This is a genomic window from Coprococcus phoceensis (genome assembly GCF_900104635.1).
Lineage (GTDB): Bacteria > Bacillota > Clostridia > Lachnospirales > Lachnospiraceae > Faecalimonas > Faecalimonas phoceensis.
Genome location: NZ_FNWC01000006.1, coordinates 1 through 21,687 on the forward strand (window position 1 = coordinate 1; position 21,687 = coordinate 21,687).

The window sequence follows — 21,687 nt, forward strand, 5'->3', positions numbered from 1 at the left end:
TCCTGAGCCAGGATCAAACTCTCGTTAAAAGTGTTTGTTCCGGTTCAGATAACTGCTAGCTATCTTTCCCTTTACTGTTTTAGGTTGACATTTTCATGTCTGTTCTGAATTTTTCTCTTTTAAGAATCTTTCAGGGTTATCTTGTCATCTGTTGTTTAATTATCAATGTTCTTTGTTTTTGTTGTCTTACGACAGCTATATTAGATTACCACATCTTTCAGAGCTTGTCAACAACTTTTTTAAAGTTTTTTATTTTTTATTTTAATGCTCTTTTTTCAAAGCGGAGAAAGAGGGATTTGAACCCTCGCGCCGGTTGCCCGACCTACACCCTTAGCAGGGGCGCCTCTTCGGCCTCTTGAGTATTTCTCCGAATTGTTTTTTGATATGATATTCACATTGCTCTCCTGCAATGCAAAAGTTATTATACTAGAGGATTTTACAAATGTCAACGGTTTTTTTAACTTAATTTTCATATTGACTCAATTCCTTGTTTTTATTAAGGATTTCAGGCATTTTATTTTTCTTTGTAATCCTCATATCTTGCCATAATATATAGATAATCAGACAGTCTGTTCATATATTGCATTGCTTTCTTATCCACATGATATTGAAGTTCTACCCTTTTAAAGCATCTTTCTGCACGCCTTGCAACTGACCGCGCGACATCTAGACGTGCGGATGCTTCACAGTCACCGTAGAGAATGAATTTCTTTTCTCTTGGAAATGCATTTTCTATCTTATCAATTTGGCTTTCAATATAAGTAATTTGCTCATTGTTTACTCTAAAGTCTGCATTCGCAGAGTCTGCAATTCCTGCCATCACTGTAAGCAGTACCTGTTGAATCGCAGATAATTCTCGTTTTTGTTCTTCTTTTACCACAACTTTTGCCAAACCAATATTACTGCTTAGTTCGTCTATTGTTCCTAACAGTTCAATTCTGTCATCTGCCTTTGACACCTTAGTCTCGTTGAGTAAAGATGTCATACCTGTGTCCCCCGTACCTGTATATAACTTCATTTTTATCACTCCTCGCTTTGTTTTACTGTAAACTAATATTTAAAATGGCTGCTAAATCTAAGAATATAATTTCCGCTCGTCAGCTGTTCTCGCGTCTTTAGCGGAAATATCTTGTTTGCACCGACTTCTTTCGTCGGATCTTTGTAATATGTTGTATCTCCTATTTTAATTGCTGTCCATGCATGATTTAAAGGACTTCCTCCATTAGACACTGTTCCAAGACAAACATAGGACTCTATCCCAGCTTTCCGACATAACTCTGATAAAATCATGGAAAGCCCCGCACACACTGCAGATTTATTTGTCACAGATGAAATATACACACTAAATTGTAATTCTTCGTCCTTCGCCTCTCCATATCCTATATTGGGTGTATAGTTCTCTGTATAATCCATATTTTCGATGATCCAATTACTAAAATACTCAACTGCCTCTTCCTGTGTCAGATTTTTAGGCATTTTAGAAATAACATCATCTAATATTTCATTCGTCTCTTTTTGAATACTCTCATATTGATTCATTAAATCATTGGAAATTGTTGAAAAAATTTTCTTTTCCGATTCATAATTTGTCACAATCATATCATCTGAAATTTCAAACTGATTTAACCTCGTGTCTTCCTCTCCAACATAGAGTTCCAATAATAGTTTACCTATCTTTTTCTCTTCCAAGTCCTCTTTTTTCTGATTTGTTCCCCAGTTTACAAGTTTATTTTCTGATGTAAATGGTAATGTTAAAAGAAAATAAAAATAGTTGTTATGATTGTTAAACCGAACTGCATCTGCGATTCTAGATAATTCGTTGACCGATATCTTTTTATCCAAAAGAATCTCTCCACCTTGATACACATCTAACTGTTCTATAATTTTATGGTAAACCTCCTGCTCATCAGAGGTTAATTGCTCATAATAAAAATTTGTATCAATATACTCATATGTCAATGCCAGCTCTTTAATCTGATTCTTTGCTACATTTTGTGACTGGTTTTCACTAATGATATTGATTGCCACTAATATTGCAAATACAATGCAACAACAAATAATCAGATATTTAGGTTTTATTTTCATGGCTCTCTCCTACCGCTCATTCTCCTTAATAACTTCCTCAATCCGTCTTTTTACTTCCGCCGCAATCTCCACTGTCTTCATATCTTTATATTCTTCGTACAGCATCGGTTTTAAGAAATGTACCTGCACATCAACCTGTGAAATTGTCTTTGTATCAAATGGTTTGAAGGAATCAATCAGTGCAACCGGCACAATCGGACATTTTGCTTTTGTCGCTGCTTTGAAGCTTCCACCTTTAAATTCTCCGACTTGATTTCCATTTTTTGATCTCGTTCCTTCCGGAAAAATGAGATAGTTACGTCCGTTTTTTACCTCTTCTGACACTGCCATGATAACTTTCATGGACTGTCTCACATCATCGCGGTCGATTGTAAACGCTTTCATGCAGGCAAATACCTGCTTTAAAAATTGTATATTTTTCACTTCCTGCTTTGCCACAACAGAAAATGGATGGTCCGGGCAGGCATCTACAATCGCCAGCACATCATACAGTCCTTGATGGTTCGGGAAGAACATAAATCCATCTTCTTTCGGTATATTATCCTGTCCATGCACATCAATATGTACATTCCCGCCTCGATTAGCTCGTTTTACAATAAATTTCAACATGTCATAGCGCTGCTTTTCTGTGTATTTTTCCACATGACTTGCATAATAGCACAGCTTGCACCACATATATGGAACAAGCAGAATATTTCGGAATACCATCATTAAAATTCTTTTCATCTTTTTGCCCTCTTTTATTTTTTATACTGTTCTATTGCAGTCTCGTACAGATTATTGCCTTCGCAGTCAATTACAACGATAACGGGAAAATTTTTTACAGTCAGCCGACGTATTGCCTCTGTTCCGAGATCGTCGTAGGCTACCACCTCGGACTCCTGAATACATTTTGAAAGAAGAGCCCCTGCACCTCCGACTGCCGCAAAATAAACTGATTGATTGCGAATGATTGCATCTATGACTTCTTTGGACCGTTTTCCTTTTCCAATCATCCCGCCAAGTCCTAAGTCTAGCAGCTTCGGTGTGTATTTATCCATACGGCTTGCGGTCGTCGGTCCAGCAGATCCGATTACCCGTCCCTCTCTCGCCGGAGACGGTCCCATATAATAGACAATCTCATCTTTGAGCGGAACCGGAAGTTCTTTTCCTTCCCGCAATGTCTCATCCATTCTTTTATGCGCTGCATCACGTGCTGTATAAATTGTTCCTGTGATATATACATAATCTCCGGCACGCAGTGTTTTTACGATTTCTTTTTCCAGTGGTGCTTTTATATATTTTTCCATAATGACCTCCTATAATACACGAACAATATGACGGTTCACATGACAGCAAATATTAATTGCAACCGGAAGTCCGGCAATATGAGTTGGATAGGTGTTGATATTTACCGCAAGAGCCGTCGTGGTTCCTCCAAGACCTCCCGGTCCTATTCCAAGACTGTTGATCTTCGCAAGTAATTCTTTTTCCATCTCTTTGACATACTGAATATCAGAGTGTGTTCCGACTTCTCTTGTCAATGCCTCTTTTGCCATAAGTGCACATTTTTCAAATGTGCCTCCAATTCCAACTCCCACTACCATCGGTGGACATGCATTCGGACCTGCTTCTTTAACAGCTGTCAGGACCGCTTCTTTGACACCTTCTATTCCGTCTGCCGGTTTTAGCATAAAAACACGGCTCATATTCTCACTTCCAAATCCTTTCGGTGCAACTTTGATTTTTACTTGCGAACCTTCCACAATTTTATAATGAATGACCGCAGGTGTATTATCTTTTGTATTTTCACGAATAAGAGGATCTTTGACGACGGATTTTCGTAAAAATCCTTCCACATATCCCTGACGTACCCCCTCATTGACCGCATCCTCCAATGAACCACCTTGTAAATGGACATCCTGTCCGATTTCCAAAAAAATCACTGCCATTCCTGTATCCTGGCAAATTGGTATCATATCATCTGCAGCAATCTGAAGATTCTCCTCAAGCTGTTCTAATATCTGTTTTCCAAGAGGTGATTGCTCTGCTTTTTCGGCTTGCTTCATTGCTCGCTCCATATCTTCGGATAGAAAATGGTTCGCTTCGATACACATTTCTTTTATATTTGTTGTAAATTTTATATCTAATTTTTGATTATCCGTATAAACACTATACTTTCAAATATTTTGAAGTATAGAAAAGCACTCATTTTACCACGAATTTACCATAATTAAACGAGCCTTGATATGACTATAAATAACACTAAAAAGACCTCACACCTAAACGGTGTCTTTTTTAAAAGCAGTCAATCATAAGACCAACTGCTTTGTAAATATAGATATTAAATTGTTAAGCTGAGATTTTACTTAGATTTATCTTTCACTGGTTTGCTATTTTCATCATTTTCTCCTTCAAGCCATGCCATTATGCCAAAGTTACAAAATGGATAAATTATTACTTCTTTATAAACTTCTTGCTCACAACGAGGGCAGATGACATATTCTTCACCTTTTACATTTTTTAATTACCGAAATGCCCTTTTTTATTTGCAAATTACATGTCTTATAGCTTACCATGTTTTTCGTATCTTGCGACTCTTGATATTTTGTTATCCTCATCTACAAATACTACTTTAGGTGGATTTTTCTTTACCTCTTCTGGAGTCATCTGTGCATAGCACATTATGATTATCTTATCACCTGTCTGAACACATCTTGCAGCAGCTCCATTGAGACATATCATTCCGCTGCCTCTTTCTCCTGCAATTGTGTATGTCTCAAATCTGTTCCCATTATTTATATCTACGATACTTACCTTTTCATACTCCAAAATTCCGGCACTGTCAAGTAAGTCTTCGTCTACAGTGATGCTTCCTACATAATCAAGTTCTGCTTGAACTACTGTAGCTCTGTGTATCTTCCCCTTTAACATTTCAAATGTCATATTTAACCCCCGTTTAACCTTCGTAAATAAAGTTGTCAATCAATCTGGTTTTGCCGATATAAACTGCCATGGCAACTAGTACTGGTGCTGTCATCTCCTTGACCGGTTTAACTGAAACAGCGTCTACAGCCTGAACATAATCTATTTTCGCCATAGGCTCAGTTTCAATAAGCTTAATCATTTCTGATACAATTTTATCTGTATCTTTTTCTCCTGCTTTTGCCATATCTTCTCCGAGCTTAACTGCTTTGCTTAAAATTAGTGCCGCCTTTCTCTCATCTTTGCTTAGATATGTATTTCTTGAACTCTTTGCAAGACCATCCTCTTCTCTAACTATAGGGCAGCCCACAATTTCGATATCAAAGTTCAAATCTCTAACCATTCTTTTTATAATCGCAAGCTGCTGTGCATCCTTTTGACCAAAGTAAGCTCTGTCGGGATTTACAATATTAAAAAGTTTAGATACTACTGTGCCTACACCCCTGAAATGTATTGGTCGTGATTTTCCACAAAGTTCCTCTGAAAGACTTTCTATGTTTACATATGTTGAAAAATCGTCAAAATACATATTTTCCGGCTCAGGATTAAATATTAAATTAGCACCTGCCTCCTCACATAGCATAGTATCCCTTTCCAAATCCCTCGGATAGCTTTCCAAATCTTCCCCTACTCCAAATTGAGTCGGATTTACAAAATCACTGACAACAACTCTATCGTTTTCTGAAACAGCCCTTGTAATTAAACTCTTATGTCCTTCGTGCAAAAATCCCATAGTAGGAACAAGACCTACTGTAAGACCTTCTTTCTTCCATTCTTTGACTATAACTCTCACTTCATCTACGGTTTTTACTATTTTCATCGTTCTATCTCCTAATATAACTTGTTAATTACATCTTCTGAAATTTTAAATGTGTGTTCAGGTGCTGGAAAGCTTCCCTGTTTAGTTTCTTCTATATATGCAGCAAAGGCTTCTTTCATTACATCTCCTACCTTTGCGAATTGTTTTACGAATTTAGGTGTAAAGTCAGAGACCATTCCAAGCATGTCCTGATAAACGAGAATCTGTCCATCGCAGCCAGATCCTGCACCTATTCCTATTGTAGGAATATTAATGCTTTCAGAAATAATTTCCGCTAATTTTGCAGGTACGCATTCCAAAACAATCGCAAATGCTCCTGCTTCTTCAACAGCTTTTGCCTCTTCAATGAGTTTCTTTGCTCCCTCTTCACTTTTTCCCTGAACTTTAAAGCCTCCAAAAACGTTCACTGACTGAGGTGTAAGTCCAATATGTGCCATAACAGGAATTGAAGCAGCTGTAATAGCTTTAATCTGTGGACAAACAGAGGCTCCACCTTCTAGCTTTACTGCTTGACATCTTCCTTCTTTCATAAGTCTTCCTGCGTTATACATGGCCTCTTCAACTGAAACTTGATATGACATAAACGGCATATCTCCAACTACTAAGGCATCTTTGGCACCTCTTGTAACTGCTCTTGTATGGTGAATCATATCTTCCATTGTTACCGGCAAAGTATTTTCGTATCCGAGCATAACCATGCCAAGAGAATCTCCAACGAGAATACCGTTAATACCTGACTGATCCATCAATTTAGCTGTCGAATAGTCATAGGCTGTCAGCATTGTAATCTTATCGCCCTTAACCTTCTGTTCTTTAAAAGTGGATACTGTGTTTTTCATTTTTAATTACCTCCGTCATCTTCAAATAGTCACTGTCTAAATGTTTTTCCTGTGCAATACTGAGAAGCTTTTCTGAAAGCAAAAGATATATCATCTCATATCCCACCTTTTCCTCAGACTCGTTTATCCATGCTGCCTTAATAGCTTCAATGTGTTTTGTGATAGTCGACAAATCATTTCGCTCAACAGGACCTGTGAGGGCAGCCGCAACCCCTTTTTCTGCCAATGTGTCGGCATTTCCAGTAAACAAAGGCACTAAGGCTTTCTTTGCATCTTTTTTATCAAAGCCGCATTTTACAAGCATTTCAGCCCCCACTTGAAAAAGTCCGTTTACGAGATTGCTTACAACTACTGCACCGCAGTGGTAAAGAGATTTATTTTCCGCTCCCATTGCGATTACCTTATTTCCTGCTCGCTCAAAGATACTCTTAATCTCATCTAGATTCTCTGCCGAACCCTCCACAGTAAAATAAGCCTTATTCAAGTGTTTCCATGATTCGCACTTATCACTTATTGCATATAGGGGATGTACCGAATAGATATTTGCACCGAGGTTTTCACCATCAAAAAAAACGGTTGATGAAATCGAACCGCTGCAATGACAAATATTTTTATTTTTAATATCCAGATTCTTCATATAATCCCATACTTTGCTTATCTGTCCATCAGGCACAGTAATAAACAGGGTATCACTGTCACTTAAGATATTCTCTATACTCTTATATAGTTTTGTGTTAGTAAAATCTGCTGCTGATTTAGCTGATTCCGGTGATTTGCTGAAGTAACCCGTAATCTCTACGCCGTTTTCCTTCAGGTATTTTCCAAGGGAAAATCCTACTTTCCCCGCTCCGATAAATCCTGCTCTCATATCGATCACTCCTTTCTGGGAAGTGACAATCATGAAAATCTGCATGGATGAGGTCTCGTTCAAACTGATATAATCCTCATGGTTTAAAAATAAAAAATATGTGGTATAGTTTCTGTTCGAATACTATCTACCCATTACTATAGCACCTATTTAAGTGATTGTACAGAGAAAAAAATAAGGCACCACTCTAACTAATTTATCATTAAAGTGATGCTAATATAAATCGTGTTATTTAGCTTTTCTGTATTTAATCATTTTCACAATCTGAATTATCAAAGTCGGGATAAAAATATAAAGCATGACAAAACACTTCTTCATTTTTCGCTTGATTACCCACCACAGAAAAGAAAGAACCCTGTAAAGAGCCTTACCACCATTGGTGGTGCTTTGCACTCTTGATTGGGCTTTTTGTTTGCTGTATCTTTCATGCAAGAGGAAAATTAAAGTCCTCTATTCCATTTCTCTTTTAGATAATCTTCATAGTCCGTTTCATTAAAATCTAATTGTGGCGAAGTGTTGGGAATGTTGTTTCTGTTGTCTATATCTGCAAGCTGACGGAATATCCAATCATCATAAGGGTCGTGATATTTATACTCTTTGGGCTGTTCTCTGTATCGGTCTAACCCTCGCATTTCCTTATGTACTTTCATCATGCGTTCCAATTTCTGACGCTGTATCAACTGCTTGATTTCCATAAGTTCTTCCAACTCTACTACCTCACTAGAAAGATAATTGCTAATGTATCTAATCAATGTAGTTTCCATGTAAAATCTACATTCTTTTTCGTCATTGAAAAATTCATTTTCAGACAAATAATCTAAGGAAACATTAAAATCCTGTTCTCGTTTGATAACGTCCATGATATATGGCTCGGTGTGGTCAATATATTTCCATTCCCCCGACAATAATTCATTCGGTGTTACTCCCAGCACGTCCATTATCTTTTCCAATGTATCAAAGGTAGGATAATTCACACCTCGTTCAATCTTGGAAAGGCTCTGCATATTGATACCGATTTTATTGGCAAGTTCCTGTTGTTTCATTCCCCTGTGTTTTCTTATGATTTGTATGTTTTCTCCTAAGAAACTGATTTTCTTTTCATAATACTCCATAACTTAGTATAACCGCTCCTTTCGTTGCTTTTATTGTCATTTATAAGCATATCATACTTAATATATATCGAAAAGTCAATCGAAACTTCTTGACAAGTAATTCTAGTGGCGTTATTATCTTATCAGACAGAGTGATTAAGCACGCTAGGGTCAATCACACACTTGAGTAAGCATATATAAGAGATGTTTTCACTTTGATAGCATGAATGAGCATGGACTATCAGACTAAAAATAGGGTTTCTGACTGGGGCTGTTTCGTTTAGCCACGAGCCTCTCAAGGCTCGTGAGCGTTAAGAACGGAACAGACACAGGAAGAAAGGGAACGCCTTTAGGCGCTCGTAAAGGGCGTATATGTAACACCGCCCTGCGTATACATGTCATAGTACCTAGAAACTGTGATAAATAAAGGAAAAAACACAATTTTTACCCCGCAAAAAAACGGGGCATACGAAAGGAGAAATGCACTATAACTACACACAAAAATTTATCCGTTAAGATTGATTACATCAGCATTGTATTTGAAACGGCAACCGCTGAAGATGTAATCATGCACATTTTAGATTTACCGACTGACATTTTCAATGTTTATCCAGCAACGATAAAATTCAAGACTTATCAGGCACGCTGGCAGATTGGAGATATTTATGTATCGGGGGACGCAAGAAAGACAGAGGACAACCCACAGGGGCTAGGCTGTTATCTTGTTATGACTGGCAGAGGTTGTGATGATATTTTCCGTATTCTCGACAGTAGGAATTATACCTTTGGGGATATGTTCCGACGCTGTGAGCGAAGATACGGACTGGATAATTTCCATTTCACAAGACTTGATATTGCCATTGATGATAAGAACGAAAAGCCATTCTTTACCATAGAGCAGATAAAGAAGAAATGCGAAAAAGAGGAATTTATTTCTAATAGTGAGGGCTACCACTTTGACGAAAGCAAGTTTGATGATTTCGACACTGCAAAGACTGTTTATATTGGTGCTGGTAAATCGGGATTGTCCTACCGCTTTTATGACAAAGATAAGGAAGTCTGTTCAAAACATAATAAGACACTTGATGAAGTCGGCAGTTGGAAACGGACAGAAATGCAACTGCGTGATGATAAGGCTCATGCCTTTGCCATGACATTCAAAGACAGACCGCTGGAACTTGGGGAACTGGCTTTCGGGCTATTGGCAAACAACCTACGCTTTGTCGTGCCAAACAGAAATGAAAGTAATAAGAGCAGATGGAAAACGTGTCGGTTTTGGGAACGCTTTTTAGGGGCTATGGAAGTCTTAAAACTGCAAGTACCGAAACTACATAATTCTCTTGAGGAAACACAGCAATGGCTCACAGAGGGTGGCGTGATTTCCGCTGTGAAAAGTTTTTACTTCTTGGAAGAACATGACGCATTAGGTGGACTGGAAAAAGTGGGAACTATGCTTGATAAGGCAAGATACAGCAATTCCCTTTCCAGTAAACTAACCGCCCACTTACAGAGGATAGACCGCACCGATCTTATCCCCTATATCCAATATAACACGAAACATGGGAAAGGGGGTATCTGATGAATAACAACGATATTCCCGTATGGGAAAAATACACCCTTACCATTGAAGAAGCGTCAAAATATTTCCGTATCGGAGAAAACAAGTTAAGACGATTGGCAGAGGAAAACAAGGACGCTGGCTGGCTCATTATGAATGGCAACCGCATACAGATTAAACGCCGACAGTTTGAAAAGGTCATTGACAAATTGGACGCAATCTAATGCAAATGAGCCTTGTATGTGTTATGATGAATACAAGTCATATCAAGGCTCTTTCCAACAAGGAAAGGAGCAGACACCATGAAAGAAAAAAGACGGGATAGCAAAGGACGTATCCTGCATACTGGAGAGAGCCAACGAACAGACGGGAAATACTTATATAAATATGTGGACGCATTTGGAAACACAAAATATGTGTATGCTTGGAGATTGACACCCACAGACCCGACACCAAAGGGAAAACGGGAAAAACCCTCACTTCGTGAACTGGAACAGCAGATAAGACGGGATATTGAGGACGGTATCGACAGCACAGGCAAGAAAATGACGCTTTGCCAACTCTACGCCAAACAGAACACACAGAGGGCAAACGTGAAGAAGAGCACACAGAAACAACGGGAACAGCTCATGCGGTTATTGAAAGAGGACAAGTTAGGTGCTAGGAGCATTGATACGATAAAACCCTCTGACGCTAAGGAATGGGCGTTACGCATGAAAGACAAAGGCTTTTCCTATAACACCATTAACAACCATAAACGCTCGTTAAAAGCGTCATTCTATATCGCCATACAAGACGATTGTGTAAGGAAAAACCCTTTTGATTTCAAGTTAAGTGAAGTTATAGAAAATGATACCAAAGAGAAAGTCGCATTGACAGAGGAACAGGAACAAGCCCTACTCTCATTCATCAAGGCGGACAATGTGTATCACAAGTATTATGATGATGTGCTGATACTGTTAAAGACAGGACTTCGTATCTCGGAACTGTGCGGACTGACAGTAGCCGATATTGATTTCAAGAATGAAGTTGTGATTATCGACCACCAGTTATTAAAGAGCAAGGAACAGGGCTACTATATTGAAACGCCTAAGACAAAAAGCGGAGCAAGGCAAGTGCCATTAAGCAGAGAAACGATACAAGCATTTCAACGGGTTATGAAGAAACGCCCAAAGGCAGAACCATTTGTGATAGACGGACGGGGCAACTTTCTATTTGTAAATCATAAAGGCAAGCCCAAAGTTGCGATTGATTACAATATGCTTTTTGTCCGTATGGTAGAGAAATACAACAAGCACCATAAGGACAATCCCTTGCCACATATCACACCGCATACACTACGCCATACGTTCTGCACAAGGCTGGCAAGTAAGAACATGAACCCAAAAGATTTACAGTATATCATGGGACATTCAAATATCAGTATCACAATGAACTGGTATGCTCATGCGTCCATAGATACTGCAAAATCAGAGGTTCAGCGTCTAATCGCATAGAAGTATTTACCACGATTTTAACCACGCTTGATAGCGAAAATATAAGAAGATAGACCTAGATATGTGAGGTTTACAACAAAAGCAAAATGCCCGTAGAGCCGATAAAATAAGGCTTTACGGACATTTAAGAAGATATAAAAAGATAGTCAAAAAGACATATATAATTTTTCTTTAATTTCTTTTATATTGATTGTACGAATCACGTAGGTCACTCCTTTCAGGCTAAAAGAGCCAAAATATAATATGTATTATCATATCATATTCTGGCTCTTCTTTCTATTTTTTATTTGTCCGTCAAATATTGTTCTGCCTCTTTTACAGCCTGCATTTTTGCATAGTTCCACTTGCGTATATCCAAATTCCGATATCTTTCCTTTATGTCAGAAAAATAATTTTTCAATACATTCTTTGGTTGCTCTAAATCATCATAATACCAATAATCATTTTCACTCCATGTAATCTCTTGTGGCTGAATCTTGGCAATTGCTGGTGCTGCATCATCGGATAAACTATAAACAAGATAATTCAGTTCTCCCATATTCATATTTTCTGTATTTGCAATATTATATGTTGCAATCCAATAGTCTGGTCTCGCCAAAGAAAATACAATATAACAACAGCCAACTACCAGCATGATATAGCGAAACAACGGAAATTTCTTTTTATAAATGCTAAGAATTGTTCCGAGCATTACCAATGTAAGTGTTCCCAAAAACCAAAGCACAAACATCCGTAAAAATGTAAGATGATAAACATCTACATACATCCACATGCGGTACGCAGATGAAAAAATCATAATAAACGTACACATACAAATGATTGCAAGGATTCCTTTTAAAATCTTATTTTCTTGAAACAAATAGATACTTACGAGCACCATCAAAAAGTTAATAATACTCACAAAGAGAAGTTCCCAAAATCCGGAACGTGCATACTCTGCATAAGTGATTTCTGCCGGAATTCCACCATCCTGTCCTATGAACAGATATATAATCTGAATCACACTGTAAAAAAGATATATTACTGCGATAACAGATGTAAATGTAATTCCTACTATCGGATTGCATTTCTTTCCTCTCGTCTCTGTTTCCTCTTCTGGTTGGTATCTGCATAGTGCACTGAAAAATGCATAACATAAAATGCACATTATCAAAGCCATCATACAAATTCCAAAAATATTCCCAAATTGAATATGGCTTGCTATATTTCCAAAATACATCTCAAAGATACGATCTGAATGTACGAGCAACGGAAGAATGAGCAATAAAAGTCCTGCTGCAATTACCACTCCGACTAAAATATACACTGCAATCCTTTTCTGTTTTGATGATTTTGGTGCAATATACGCTGCCGCATGACGGAACGGATAAACGATACTCCCAAGCGTTATTCCAATTACCACAATTATATTTCTAAAGTATACTTGAAAGCTCCAATTGAGGTCTTTGTAAAACTGATGTATCATCATTACAACAAACAATAAAAAGATTCCAACCCAGTTAAAAAATATGATAAATGCATTGGTCGTCATAAAGCTTGAAATTGCAAGCAATATCATCCCTAAAATATAAATCCATGTATATCTTTGGATTGTAAGCCCAATCTTTTTCACATATCGGACTCCAAACAATATTGTAACCACAATAAGAATCGGAAACGTAACACCATTGAAGTTACTGTACATACAAAACGCAAATATCATTCCGTATAAAAGACTCATTAGACCAAAGAATGGAAATTGTGTTTCCATTTTGCTAATCAATGTTTTTTCCATAATGTCACCTCTTTTTTCTTGTCAAGAATAAAAATACAATCTGTATTATCCAACAACTCACACTTATGAAAGCAATTCCATTCAAATGAATCTGCCAAAATGACAGGTTTGCCGCATAGTTATCCGCCAATACACCAAAAAAGAAATAGATTGATATCAATGCAAACAGAACCATTGTGGAAATTACGAGAAAAACTGTTCTGCAATTTTTCTTTTTTATATTTGCCACTGTTGTAATAACAGTAATTCCACCAAGCACATATACCGCAATCATAACAAAATGAAAATAGTTCATTACATCTGTCAAAGTATTCATACTATCCTCTCCTTTTCAATATCACTCTTCTTCATCAGGAACATACTCAATAATATCTCCCGGCTGACAATCAAGAGCCTTACATATTGCTTCCAATGTAGAAAACCGAATTGCTTTTGCTTTATTATTTTTTAAAATAGATAAGTTTGCCATCGTGATATCCACCTCTTTTGAAAGCTCTGTCAGCCCCTTTTTCCTCTGTGCCATGACGACGTCTAAGTTAATGATAATTCCCATATGGCACCTCCCTAAATTGTAAGATCATTTTCTTCTTTGTAATTGATTGCCTGGCGAAAAACACAGGATAATACAATACAAAAAAGTGCTGCGATGAAAAATACAAGAATAATAATCAATGTGGCCGGTGTTGGGACAAAAAATACTTTTAAAATAAATAAAATAGAAATACTAAAACTGCAGACTGACATAATTTCTAAACTTTTTACATTCTGCCACACAAAGCAATCATCACAAATTACCGTCTTCATCATTTTACGGAGCTGTCCTAAAATAAATATTCCAAATATAGATGATGCCGCAAATACAACCAGCATCTTGTAATAATTCTGAGCAATTGCTACTGAATAGTATTCTCCTGCTAATTTTAGAGTGAACGGCAAAGTCACAACAACTATCATTCCAGAAAAATACATGATATCTAATATGATTTTTGTAAATTTAATAATTTTTTCTTCTCTCATAGCTTTTTCCTTTCTTTTAATGTCTTATTTGTTGATGTTAATATATCACATAACATTCTGTTTTTCAATAGTTTTTTATCGTTTTTCAATATGTATTTATTGTTTTATAAAAAGTTACAAAAAAAGACACAGCACTATTTTGTGCTGTGACTCTTTGCAAATACTGTAGCGGCTATAAACGCCACAAACGGCACGGTACATATAATTCCGATACTTCCGGCAATACTTCTGATTACTTCGATTGCTATAAAGTCTGTATTCATCAACTGCTGGAATCCGATTCCGTAGGAATAGATCATAACCATCATGTTTAATGAATTTCCTGCAAATGCAAGAATCAATGTGTTCGACATTGTTCCCATTGCATCTTTTCCAATATTCATTCCTGACCGGAACAACTCCCACCTTGTCAGTTGTGGATTTACTATGTGAAGTTCCGCAATGGAAGATGCAATACTCATTGCCACATCCATTACCGCCCCCATACATGCAATTAAGATTCCACACAGGAAGAGATCCTTTATCTTTAAATCAGTTGTTCCCATGATGAGAAGTAAATTTTCCGCTTCTTCCATCTGGTATGTTGTCACTGACATGAATCTCTGTGCAATAACAGAAAATCCTGCTCCTGCAAGCACTCCGCACATGCTTCCGATTGCTGCGACCACAGTCTTAATCTGAATCCCATCTATCAAAAAGAACGTTACCAGATTACAAATCAGAATGAGAACAATTGTTACAAGGAGTGCCGAATATCCTTTCATTGTAAGCGGCAGTAAAATCCATATAATACACACCATCGTGAATATAATACCAACCGCTGATTTTGCTCCCTTTTTTCCGCCAATGACAATTAACAGTAAGATAAAAATTGCAATCGCTGCTATAATCTGTGGTACTCGATAATAATTATAGACCGATACCTGATATCCTCCATCATCATCTGTATCAATTCGGATAGATACTTTATCTCCCTGACTGACTCTGACATTATACAGAGAACTGAAATAGTTTGTTACTTCTGCAGTTTCACCTTTGTATGCTCCTGTCAGTATTTTTACCTGAAGTTTCATATCCCCACGCCACAGACCATCTGTACTCTCATCTACAGTCACATTATCTTCCAGAATTCCAACTACTTTTCCAATTTCATAAGAAGTCCCTGATGTATCTCCTTCTTTGTAAACTGGTCTGTCATGGTTTGCATAGTAGATCACCAATATAAAAGCAAGGGCAGCCAGCACCCCAATGAGCAACTGGCCACCTTTCCTTTTCATAGGTGAAGTCCATATTTTTTTCATTTTTGTTCACCTGTTTTGCTGTTTAGTTTACTTTTCTCTTTTTTGTAAATGACACTGCGATCACTGAGGCTGCAATCAGAACCAGATACATTGTAACAGCTTGTTGATCGCCGGTCTGAGCCCCTTTATTTGCTGTATTTTGAGGTTTCTTGCCGTTTCCATTTTGACTGCCGCTTCCGGCATTTCCACCGTTTCCGGTATTACCATCATTGTTGTTATTACCGCCATTGCCATTATTACTCTTTTCTACAAGTGCCTTTTTCGCATCCTGAAGTGCTTTTACTGCTGCATCTACTTCTGCCTGTGTTGCATTTTCATCTGCATATACACGTTGTGCCTCTTTCAATGCCGTAGCATAGTTGTTCCAGCTTTCTTCTGTATAACTGCTCTGTGATTTTGCAGGAAGTTTTTCTATTTCTTCCAAAAGCGCATTCTTATCAACTGTCACGCCAGTCTGTTCTTGTTTAATCTCATCACAGTTACGGACTCTTAAGCATGTGACCGGAATGTCTGACTCTCCTTCCGGATGTGCATATACAAGTCCTACTGCCGAAACGGTTGCTCCTTTTTTCACGAAAGATGCCAGTTCATTCTTTCCGGTTGTTCCGGAAGTAATATAACCGTCAATAAAGACATTTCCTTTTTCTCCGCTTCCATCCTCAATCCAGAACTGTGATACTCCGGTTCCATCTGCACTGTAAACTACATCTGTTACCTTTCCACTGATCTGAACAAGCTTTCCTCCGTTCTCTTCATAATTCATCGCATCTTTTGCAGATAGTTTTTCCGGATCATACACATGGGTATCATCTGGAATGATCTCGCTTTTAATGATCTGGATTTCTTTATCTCCCTGATATGCGTCTACATATCCGGTAATTCTGATTTTTGTTCCGATTTCCAGACCCGTCTGTGCATATGGGAATACGGTAATTCCGGCAGTGTCGTCCTGCACGTAAATAGCATCAAAGAATTTGTTATTTTCATTGCTCGTACCTGCTGTCACATAGCCTTCGATTGCAAATACATCACCCATTTTTCCTTCTTTACGCACTGTCTCAATCGGTGTCGTCTCAAGCTCTACTGTCACTTCATCCAAAATATTCTCTACAATTGTCTTGTTGAGGTATGGCAGATCCCAAATATTATCCTGCTCCGCCTTCACTTCAAAGTCAGAGATAAATACAGTTCCTGCCACAAATACATTTGCACCGCTATCAAGCGTCTCATGTGCAAGCGCCACCATATCTCCTTTTTCTACTACAACCGGACTACCTGATACCGGATTTCCGTTTTCATCTTTGCAGTCAATAGAATATGTTGTGTCATATCCTGTAATCAGTGCCTCTGCTTTTCCGGCTGCAACTGCATCTTTGTCAAGGTTTACCGTACATCCGCTGTATGCACTGTATTCCTGATCTTCTACTGCACCTTCTAAATATTTTGAATCTTTGTTGTAGTTTTTCAGATATAAGCGGTATGGCTGACCGCCGTTATTTGTCTCGTCATATGCTTCATCACTGTTCAGGGTTGTTGTTGCCCCGACTGCTTTTAAGAGCTTGTTCATCTCTGTTGCTGTCTGGCCGCTTGTTGTATCCTGATAATCTGCAATTCCGCATGCGATTAATGTGCCGCCTTTATCTGTGTAGTCTTTTACCATGTTAATAAATTCATCACTGAAATGCGAAGGTTTGTAATCTCCGGCATTTGCTGTTCCTGTTTTCTTTGCCGGTGCTGAGACAACAAGCAATGCACAGTCTTCTAACATTTCTGGTGTGATCTCATCTTTCACAACCTCAACTTTTACATTCTTGTCTCCCGCAATCTTTGTAAAGTTTCCGACATTTCCACCATAATATCCTGTCACATAGTCATTGTAATGTGTACCGTCAATGATTACTTTTGTCACCATCTCCGGCGTTACATATGTAAGCTTCAAAACGCTGCTATAAACTTTCTCTACTCCGTTGAGTGTTGCATTCACTGTGACATTTAGTTCCATGTTTCCTACTTTGTCATAAGTATAATCAAATGTGTAAGATGCTGTTCCCATCGAATCTACTTTTGTCAGGTTATTTTTCTCCAAATCAACTTCATGTACATTTTCTCCATCTACGGAAAATGTAATTGAGTTGATTGTCATATCTGTATTTTCATTGTTGTATAAATCCAATGTGACAGGCAATGCCTCTCCTTTTACCGGAAGTACTTCGGTTGTAGAGATTCCGTTGATTCCTGCTGCTTCCACTTCTCCTACCCATACCGGAGCCGTCACTGCTATATCACCGTCAGTCTCTGTGATTTTCAAATAGTAATATGAATAGTTATTATCTATCTGGAATTCTACTGTATCTGTATTGGCTGCAACAGTCTCTTCTTTCAGTACAAGTCCGCCATTTGTAATGACTTGAACTTTTCCGATAGAATCATCAGTCTTATCACTTAATTCTGCTTTTAAAGTAACGGTGTCTCCTACCTGTCCTTCTGACAAAATAGAGCCCATCTCATAACCATCTAATGTGTAATAAATGTTTAAGTCATTATCTTCAGTTGCATACACACGATAGTTGCGCATTGCATCATAGATATTTTCCTGTGTGAGGCTGTCAGCTAATACAACACTTCGTGCTGTGTTGGCATCTCCCCAAAGTCCTTTGTGGTTGTCCTGATTGTTTGTCGGAGCTACATGCCATCCTTTATCAAGTGCTCTCTGATAGTACTCGTAAGATGGGAAATATCCGGAACTTCCGATTGCTCCTTCTCCATTTCCAACTTCAATTGTTGTGATCAGCTTGTCAATTTCTTCATCGTAGTGAGCAAAATCACTGAAATCACCAAATGTCGTTCCTGGGTGATTGAATTGTGAAATTGACTGTGGCGCTGTCTTTAACGCTGCATAGTAGTTCTGCAAGGCTGTGCTGTATGTTGAGAATTCTGTCTGTGTCCTGCTCTGGAACCCTTCCGTATTGAAAGTGTTCATATGTCCAAGACCGTTTGACCATGTCATCTCATATCCAAACAAACCTACAAAATCGTCAGTTGTATACTTTTGAGCAAGCTCATGTCCTTCTGTCCATTCCTCACTCATAGAACCGTCTGTAATAGATGCACTGTCTGCGTTGTCAAACGAGTTCGAGTGATCTGTCAGTGCAAGGAAATCAAGATTTTCCACCCCTGAAGCATGTTCATATGCCTGCTGTGCAGTTCCCGCACCATCGGAATAGCTTGTGTGGGAATGAAGCTGTCCAAAATAAAGATTATATTTTTCACTTGTTCTCTCTGTGTAAGAAAGTGTAACAATGTTGCTGTCTTCATATCCTTCTTTGACTGCTTTTACTTTGAACGTCATTGGAAGTTCTGACAACACAATTTTTTCTGTGTACTCTGTCCAATTCTGTCCATCGTCAGTAGAATATAAAATAGTTGCACCTTCTGTTGCACATTTCAAAGTGACTTCTGTGTTTTTCATAACTGCGCCGCCATTTGGTGTTGCCTCTACGTTTTTCACCTTGCCGCTTGTATATTTGTAAATTGTCTTAATACTGTCTGACACACCATCTTTTGATGCATATGCCCGCATATTTGCAGGAAGCTTTTCTAAGACAGGTTTGTTGGCATCATCGTATACTTTGTACTCTCCGCCATCTATTGAATAATAAATAGCCGCACCTTCTGTCGCACTTGTCAGTGTGATCTCGGTTCCCGTTGCCGCTTCTCCGGATGCCGGATCTGCTTTTACATAACCGCAGATATCATCCGCAATGACCGGACTTCCGGTAAGCACTACCGAATCTATACGAAGTGTTCCTCTTTTATCTGGTGTTCCTTCTTTTCCATCTGCACGCTCTGTTCCTGCTACAAGACGAACATATAATTTCTCCGCATGTTCTGCTCCTTCCGGAACATCAAATTTAAAGTTAATGTATTCCCCCGGAGCATAGCTTGTCTTTGCAATCCCGTCTTTGACATCTCCCGATTTACTTACTTCATACGGTTTTCCATCTGAGCCATAGCTTGTATATTTGTAAGAATAAGAACCGGTTGTAAAATCCTCAAATTTTGTTCCATCTACAGAGTACTGAAGCTGATAAGAGCCTGCCCCTGTCTTGCTTGAGCGAAGACGGAATGAAAGTTCCATCGCTCCGTATCCTTTTGAAGATAATGCAAATTGCAGGTAATCATTGTTCCCTGATCCTAATCCGGTACCGCCCATATAGTAAGAAGTAGAATCCGTGTTAGAGCTCGTTGCTTTTGTGTATGGGAGTACTTCTTTGCCGGACACAACTGCTGTATAATTTGCATCGGTATCCAACATGTCATTTGTCTTATACAAATCCCCTGCAATGCTTGTCTGCACACCAGCTTCTTCGTAGTTGGCATTTCCTGCCCACTGTGCCACATTCAGAACAGTATCTGTCTCTACCTGAACACCTTCTTTTGCCGGATAGAAATACATCAAGTACGCGTCTGCTGAGGAACCTTCTTTCTTTCCGAATGTTGTAAACGTACTATAGTATTCTATGTATTGATTTTTCTTTCCACCATACTCTGCATTGACACTTCTTAAAAAGAATCCGCCATTTTCGTCTGCTTTTTCTACTTCCCACAGACTATAATCACTTTCTTTTTCTTCTAACGTAAGGCTTCCACCACTTTTTCCAGTTGTGAGGTATTTGCCTTGTGCAGTAAGTGTGTAATATCCTGTCTTTTCATCTAATGATGCTTTCAAAACTGCTGAGCCTTCCGGTGCATCTAAAACATCTTCTTCCGATGGTTGTCCATCCAATGCTGCCAGCCTTGTTCCACTTGCGGAAGCTGACATTACTTTTTTGTTTGCCGGATTGTAGATTACAAACACATCGCCGTCTTTTAACTCTGTGAGTCTTTGTCCTTCTGATGGATCCGGTTCTGGCTCCGGAGCCGGCTCTTCTTCCACTGTATACGAAAATACTTTCTGTTCACTGTTATTGAATCCTTCTTTTTGTGAATATGCAGTGATTGTTGTATTTTCTGTAATCGTGATTGCTGCATCATATTTTGTAAATTCCTGTGCATCATTTACTTTGTAGTAAATTTCTGCCCCCTCGGTCTGGCAGGATAATGTGACCTCTGTTCCGGCTGCCACCTTGCCAGGTTCTACGGATGCCTCAACCTCGGCACAAGTCTCGGTCGTTTCTCCGCCATCTTCTGTTGTTGTTCCTTTAATCACAATATGGTTAATATTGCTTGCTCCGGTCGGTGCAACTGTACCGCCGTTCACACTTGTTGTCCCAACTTTTTTTACACGAAGTGCAAAATTCTGTCCGGAAAGCTCTGCCGGAAGTTTCACATCTTTGTATAATTGTGTCAAATTGGTACTTGTAATTTCTACCGCTCCGCCGTCAACGACTGTCCAACTCTGTCCTTTATCCAAAGAATATTCCAATTGGAAATTTTTTGCTCCTGTATTTGAGGAACGAAGCGAAGCCGAAAATGTTAAATTTTCATACTTTTCTGCATTGATTTCGGAAATGGTCCAATAACCTTCTTCTTCCCAGTTATTCGCCGCCAGGCTTTTTGACGAATATCCGGTATAAGTTGCTCCTGTGACATTAAGCTGTCCACTTCCTGATGTCGCACCTGCCGGAAGGCTGGAAGGCGCGGAATCCTTGTCCTTGTATTCCCATGCTGCGATTGTCTGAACTGTCTCTGCCGCTTTTGAAGGAAGACTGATGTTGCTACATACCATCATAACTGCAAGAAGCACTGCAAACATTCGTGACACGATACTGATTTTTCTACCTTGTTTCATAAAAATCCTCCTCGTCTCAATTAAATTGTTACATTGTACTATTTTGCTACAGTTGTTATTTCTTTTCTACCATACTTTTGCAA

19 protein-coding genes and 1 tRNA gene are annotated in these 21,687 nt (G+C 38.6%); 3 read left to right on the forward strand and 17 right to left on the reverse strand.

The window, feature by feature from the left end; all coding sequences use genetic code 11:
- Positions 1 to 281: 281 nt before the first annotated feature.
- The 11 genes from BQ5364_RS00890 to BQ5364_RS00940 form a co-directional block, all read right to left on the reverse strand.
- Positions 282 to 369: transfer RNA gene (locus BQ5364_RS00890), tRNA-Ser, on the reverse strand.
- Between the two features lie 145 nt (positions 370 to 514).
- Positions 515 to 1,018 carry a cob(I)yrinic acid a,c-diamide adenosyltransferase gene (locus BQ5364_RS00895; RefSeq protein ID WP_004613317.1) on the reverse strand — a complete coding sequence of 168 codons (504 nt, stop codon included), beginning with the start codon at positions 1,016 to 1,018 and terminating at the stop codon, positions 515 to 517.
- Positions 1,019 to 1,050: 32 nt separating this feature from the next.
- Positions 1,051 to 2,085 (reverse strand): transglutaminase domain-containing protein, encoded by a 1,035-nt coding sequence (locus BQ5364_RS00900; RefSeq protein WP_004613316.1) that lies wholly within the window; start codon positions 2,083 to 2,085, stop codon positions 1,051 to 1,053.
- Between the two features lie 9 nt (positions 2,086 to 2,094).
- The gene (locus BQ5364_RS00905; RefSeq protein ID WP_004613315.1) at positions 2,095 to 2,811 is read right to left on the reverse strand and encodes a lysophospholipid acyltransferase family protein; all 717 of its coding nucleotides are present in this window, start codon (positions 2,809 to 2,811) and stop codon (positions 2,095 to 2,097) included.
- Between the two features lie 14 nt (positions 2,812 to 2,825).
- Entirely contained in the window at positions 2,826 to 3,374 is a 549-nt protein-coding gene (locus BQ5364_RS00910; protein WP_004613314.1) for a Fe-S-containing hydro-lyase, read from the reverse strand.
- Between the two features lie 9 nt (positions 3,375 to 3,383).
- Positions 3,384 to 4,208: a fumarate hydratase gene (locus BQ5364_RS00915; RefSeq protein WP_268874293.1), complete on the reverse strand. Its 825-nt coding sequence runs from the start codon at positions 4,206 to 4,208 to the stop codon at positions 3,384 to 3,386.
- Between the two features lie 421 nt (positions 4,209 to 4,629).
- Complete coding sequence (gene panD / locus BQ5364_RS00920; protein WP_004847071.1) at positions 4,630 to 5,010, reverse strand: aspartate 1-decarboxylase; 381 nt, start codon at positions 5,008 to 5,010, stop codon at positions 4,630 to 4,632.
- Between the two features lie 13 nt (positions 5,011 to 5,023).
- Positions 5,024 to 5,869, reverse strand: a complete 846-nt coding sequence (panC, locus tag BQ5364_RS00925) for a pantoate--beta-alanine ligase (RefSeq protein WP_004847070.1) — start codon at positions 5,867 to 5,869, stop codon at positions 5,024 to 5,026.
- An 11-nt stretch (positions 5,870 to 5,880) separates the two neighbouring features.
- The gene (gene panB / locus BQ5364_RS00930) at positions 5,881 to 6,708 is read right to left on the reverse strand and encodes a 3-methyl-2-oxobutanoate hydroxymethyltransferase (RefSeq protein ID WP_004847068.1); all 828 of its coding nucleotides are present in this window, start codon (positions 6,706 to 6,708) and stop codon (positions 5,881 to 5,883) included.
- The gene (locus tag BQ5364_RS00935; RefSeq protein WP_009306604.1) at positions 6,683 to 7,576 is read right to left on the reverse strand and encodes a Rossmann-like and DUF2520 domain-containing protein; all 894 of its coding nucleotides are present in this window, start codon (positions 7,574 to 7,576) and stop codon (positions 6,683 to 6,685) included. The genes panB and BQ5364_RS00935 overlap by 26 nt, the downstream gene beginning before the upstream one ends.
- Positions 7,577 to 8,016: 440 nt before the next feature.
- On the reverse strand, positions 8,017 to 8,688 hold the full coding sequence (locus BQ5364_RS00940) for a type II toxin-antitoxin system RelB family anti-toxin (RefSeq protein WP_004847061.1): 672 nt from the start codon (positions 8,686 to 8,688) through the stop codon (positions 8,017 to 8,019).
- A gap of 496 nt (positions 8,689 to 9,184) precedes the next feature.
- Between BQ5364_RS00940 and BQ5364_RS00945 the strand changes: the two genes are divergently transcribed.
- The 3 genes from BQ5364_RS00945 (at position 9,185) to BQ5364_RS00955 (ending at position 11,721) form a co-directional block, all read left to right on the forward strand.
- Positions 9,185 to 10,246 carry a replication initiation factor domain-containing protein gene (locus BQ5364_RS00945; protein ID WP_259317195.1) on the forward strand — a complete coding sequence of 354 codons (1,062 nt, stop codon included), beginning with the start codon at positions 9,185 to 9,187 and terminating at the stop codon, positions 10,244 to 10,246.
- Positions 10,246 to 10,449 carry an excisionase gene (locus BQ5364_RS00950; RefSeq protein ID WP_002610247.1) on the forward strand — a complete coding sequence of 68 codons (204 nt, stop codon included), beginning with the start codon at positions 10,246 to 10,248 and terminating at the stop codon, positions 10,447 to 10,449. The genes BQ5364_RS00945 and BQ5364_RS00950 overlap by 1 nt, the downstream gene beginning before the upstream one ends.
- A gap of 78 nt (positions 10,450 to 10,527) precedes the next feature.
- On the forward strand, positions 10,528 to 11,721 hold the full coding sequence (locus BQ5364_RS00955) for a site-specific integrase (protein ID WP_009243571.1): 1,194 nt from the start codon (positions 10,528 to 10,530) through the stop codon (positions 11,719 to 11,721).
- A gap of 283 nt (positions 11,722 to 12,004) precedes the next feature.
- Here the strand turns inward: BQ5364_RS00955 and BQ5364_RS00960 are convergent, their stop codons facing one another.
- The 6 genes from BQ5364_RS00960 to BQ5364_RS00985 form a co-directional block, all read right to left on the reverse strand.
- Positions 12,005 to 13,495: a DUF4153 domain-containing protein gene (locus BQ5364_RS00960; protein ID WP_004613312.1), complete on the reverse strand. Its 1,491-nt coding sequence runs from the start codon at positions 13,493 to 13,495 to the stop codon at positions 12,005 to 12,007.
- 4 nt (positions 13,496 to 13,499) lie between these two features.
- Entirely contained in the window at positions 13,500 to 13,811 is a 312-nt protein-coding gene (locus BQ5364_RS00965; protein ID WP_004613311.1) for a hypothetical protein, read from the reverse strand.
- Positions 13,812 to 13,832: 21 nt separating this feature from the next.
- Entirely contained in the window at positions 13,833 to 14,048 is a 216-nt protein-coding gene (locus BQ5364_RS00970; RefSeq protein WP_004613310.1) for a helix-turn-helix domain-containing protein, read from the reverse strand.
- Positions 14,049 to 14,059: 11 nt separating this feature from the next.
- Positions 14,060 to 14,512, reverse strand: coding sequence for a DUF2975 domain-containing protein (locus BQ5364_RS00975; RefSeq protein WP_004613309.1), 453 nt, complete (start codon positions 14,510 to 14,512; stop codon positions 14,060 to 14,062).
- Between the two features lie 134 nt (positions 14,513 to 14,646).
- The gene (locus BQ5364_RS00980) at positions 14,647 to 15,813 is read right to left on the reverse strand and encodes a YibE/F family protein (RefSeq protein ID WP_004613308.1); all 1,167 of its coding nucleotides are present in this window, start codon (positions 15,811 to 15,813) and stop codon (positions 14,647 to 14,649) included.
- A gap of 22 nt (positions 15,814 to 15,835) precedes the next feature.
- Positions 15,836 to 21,604 (reverse strand): CehA/McbA family metallohydrolase, encoded by a 5,769-nt coding sequence (locus BQ5364_RS00985; protein WP_071143453.1) that lies wholly within the window; start codon positions 21,602 to 21,604, stop codon positions 15,836 to 15,838.
- Positions 21,605 to 21,687 lie beyond the last annotated feature (83 nt).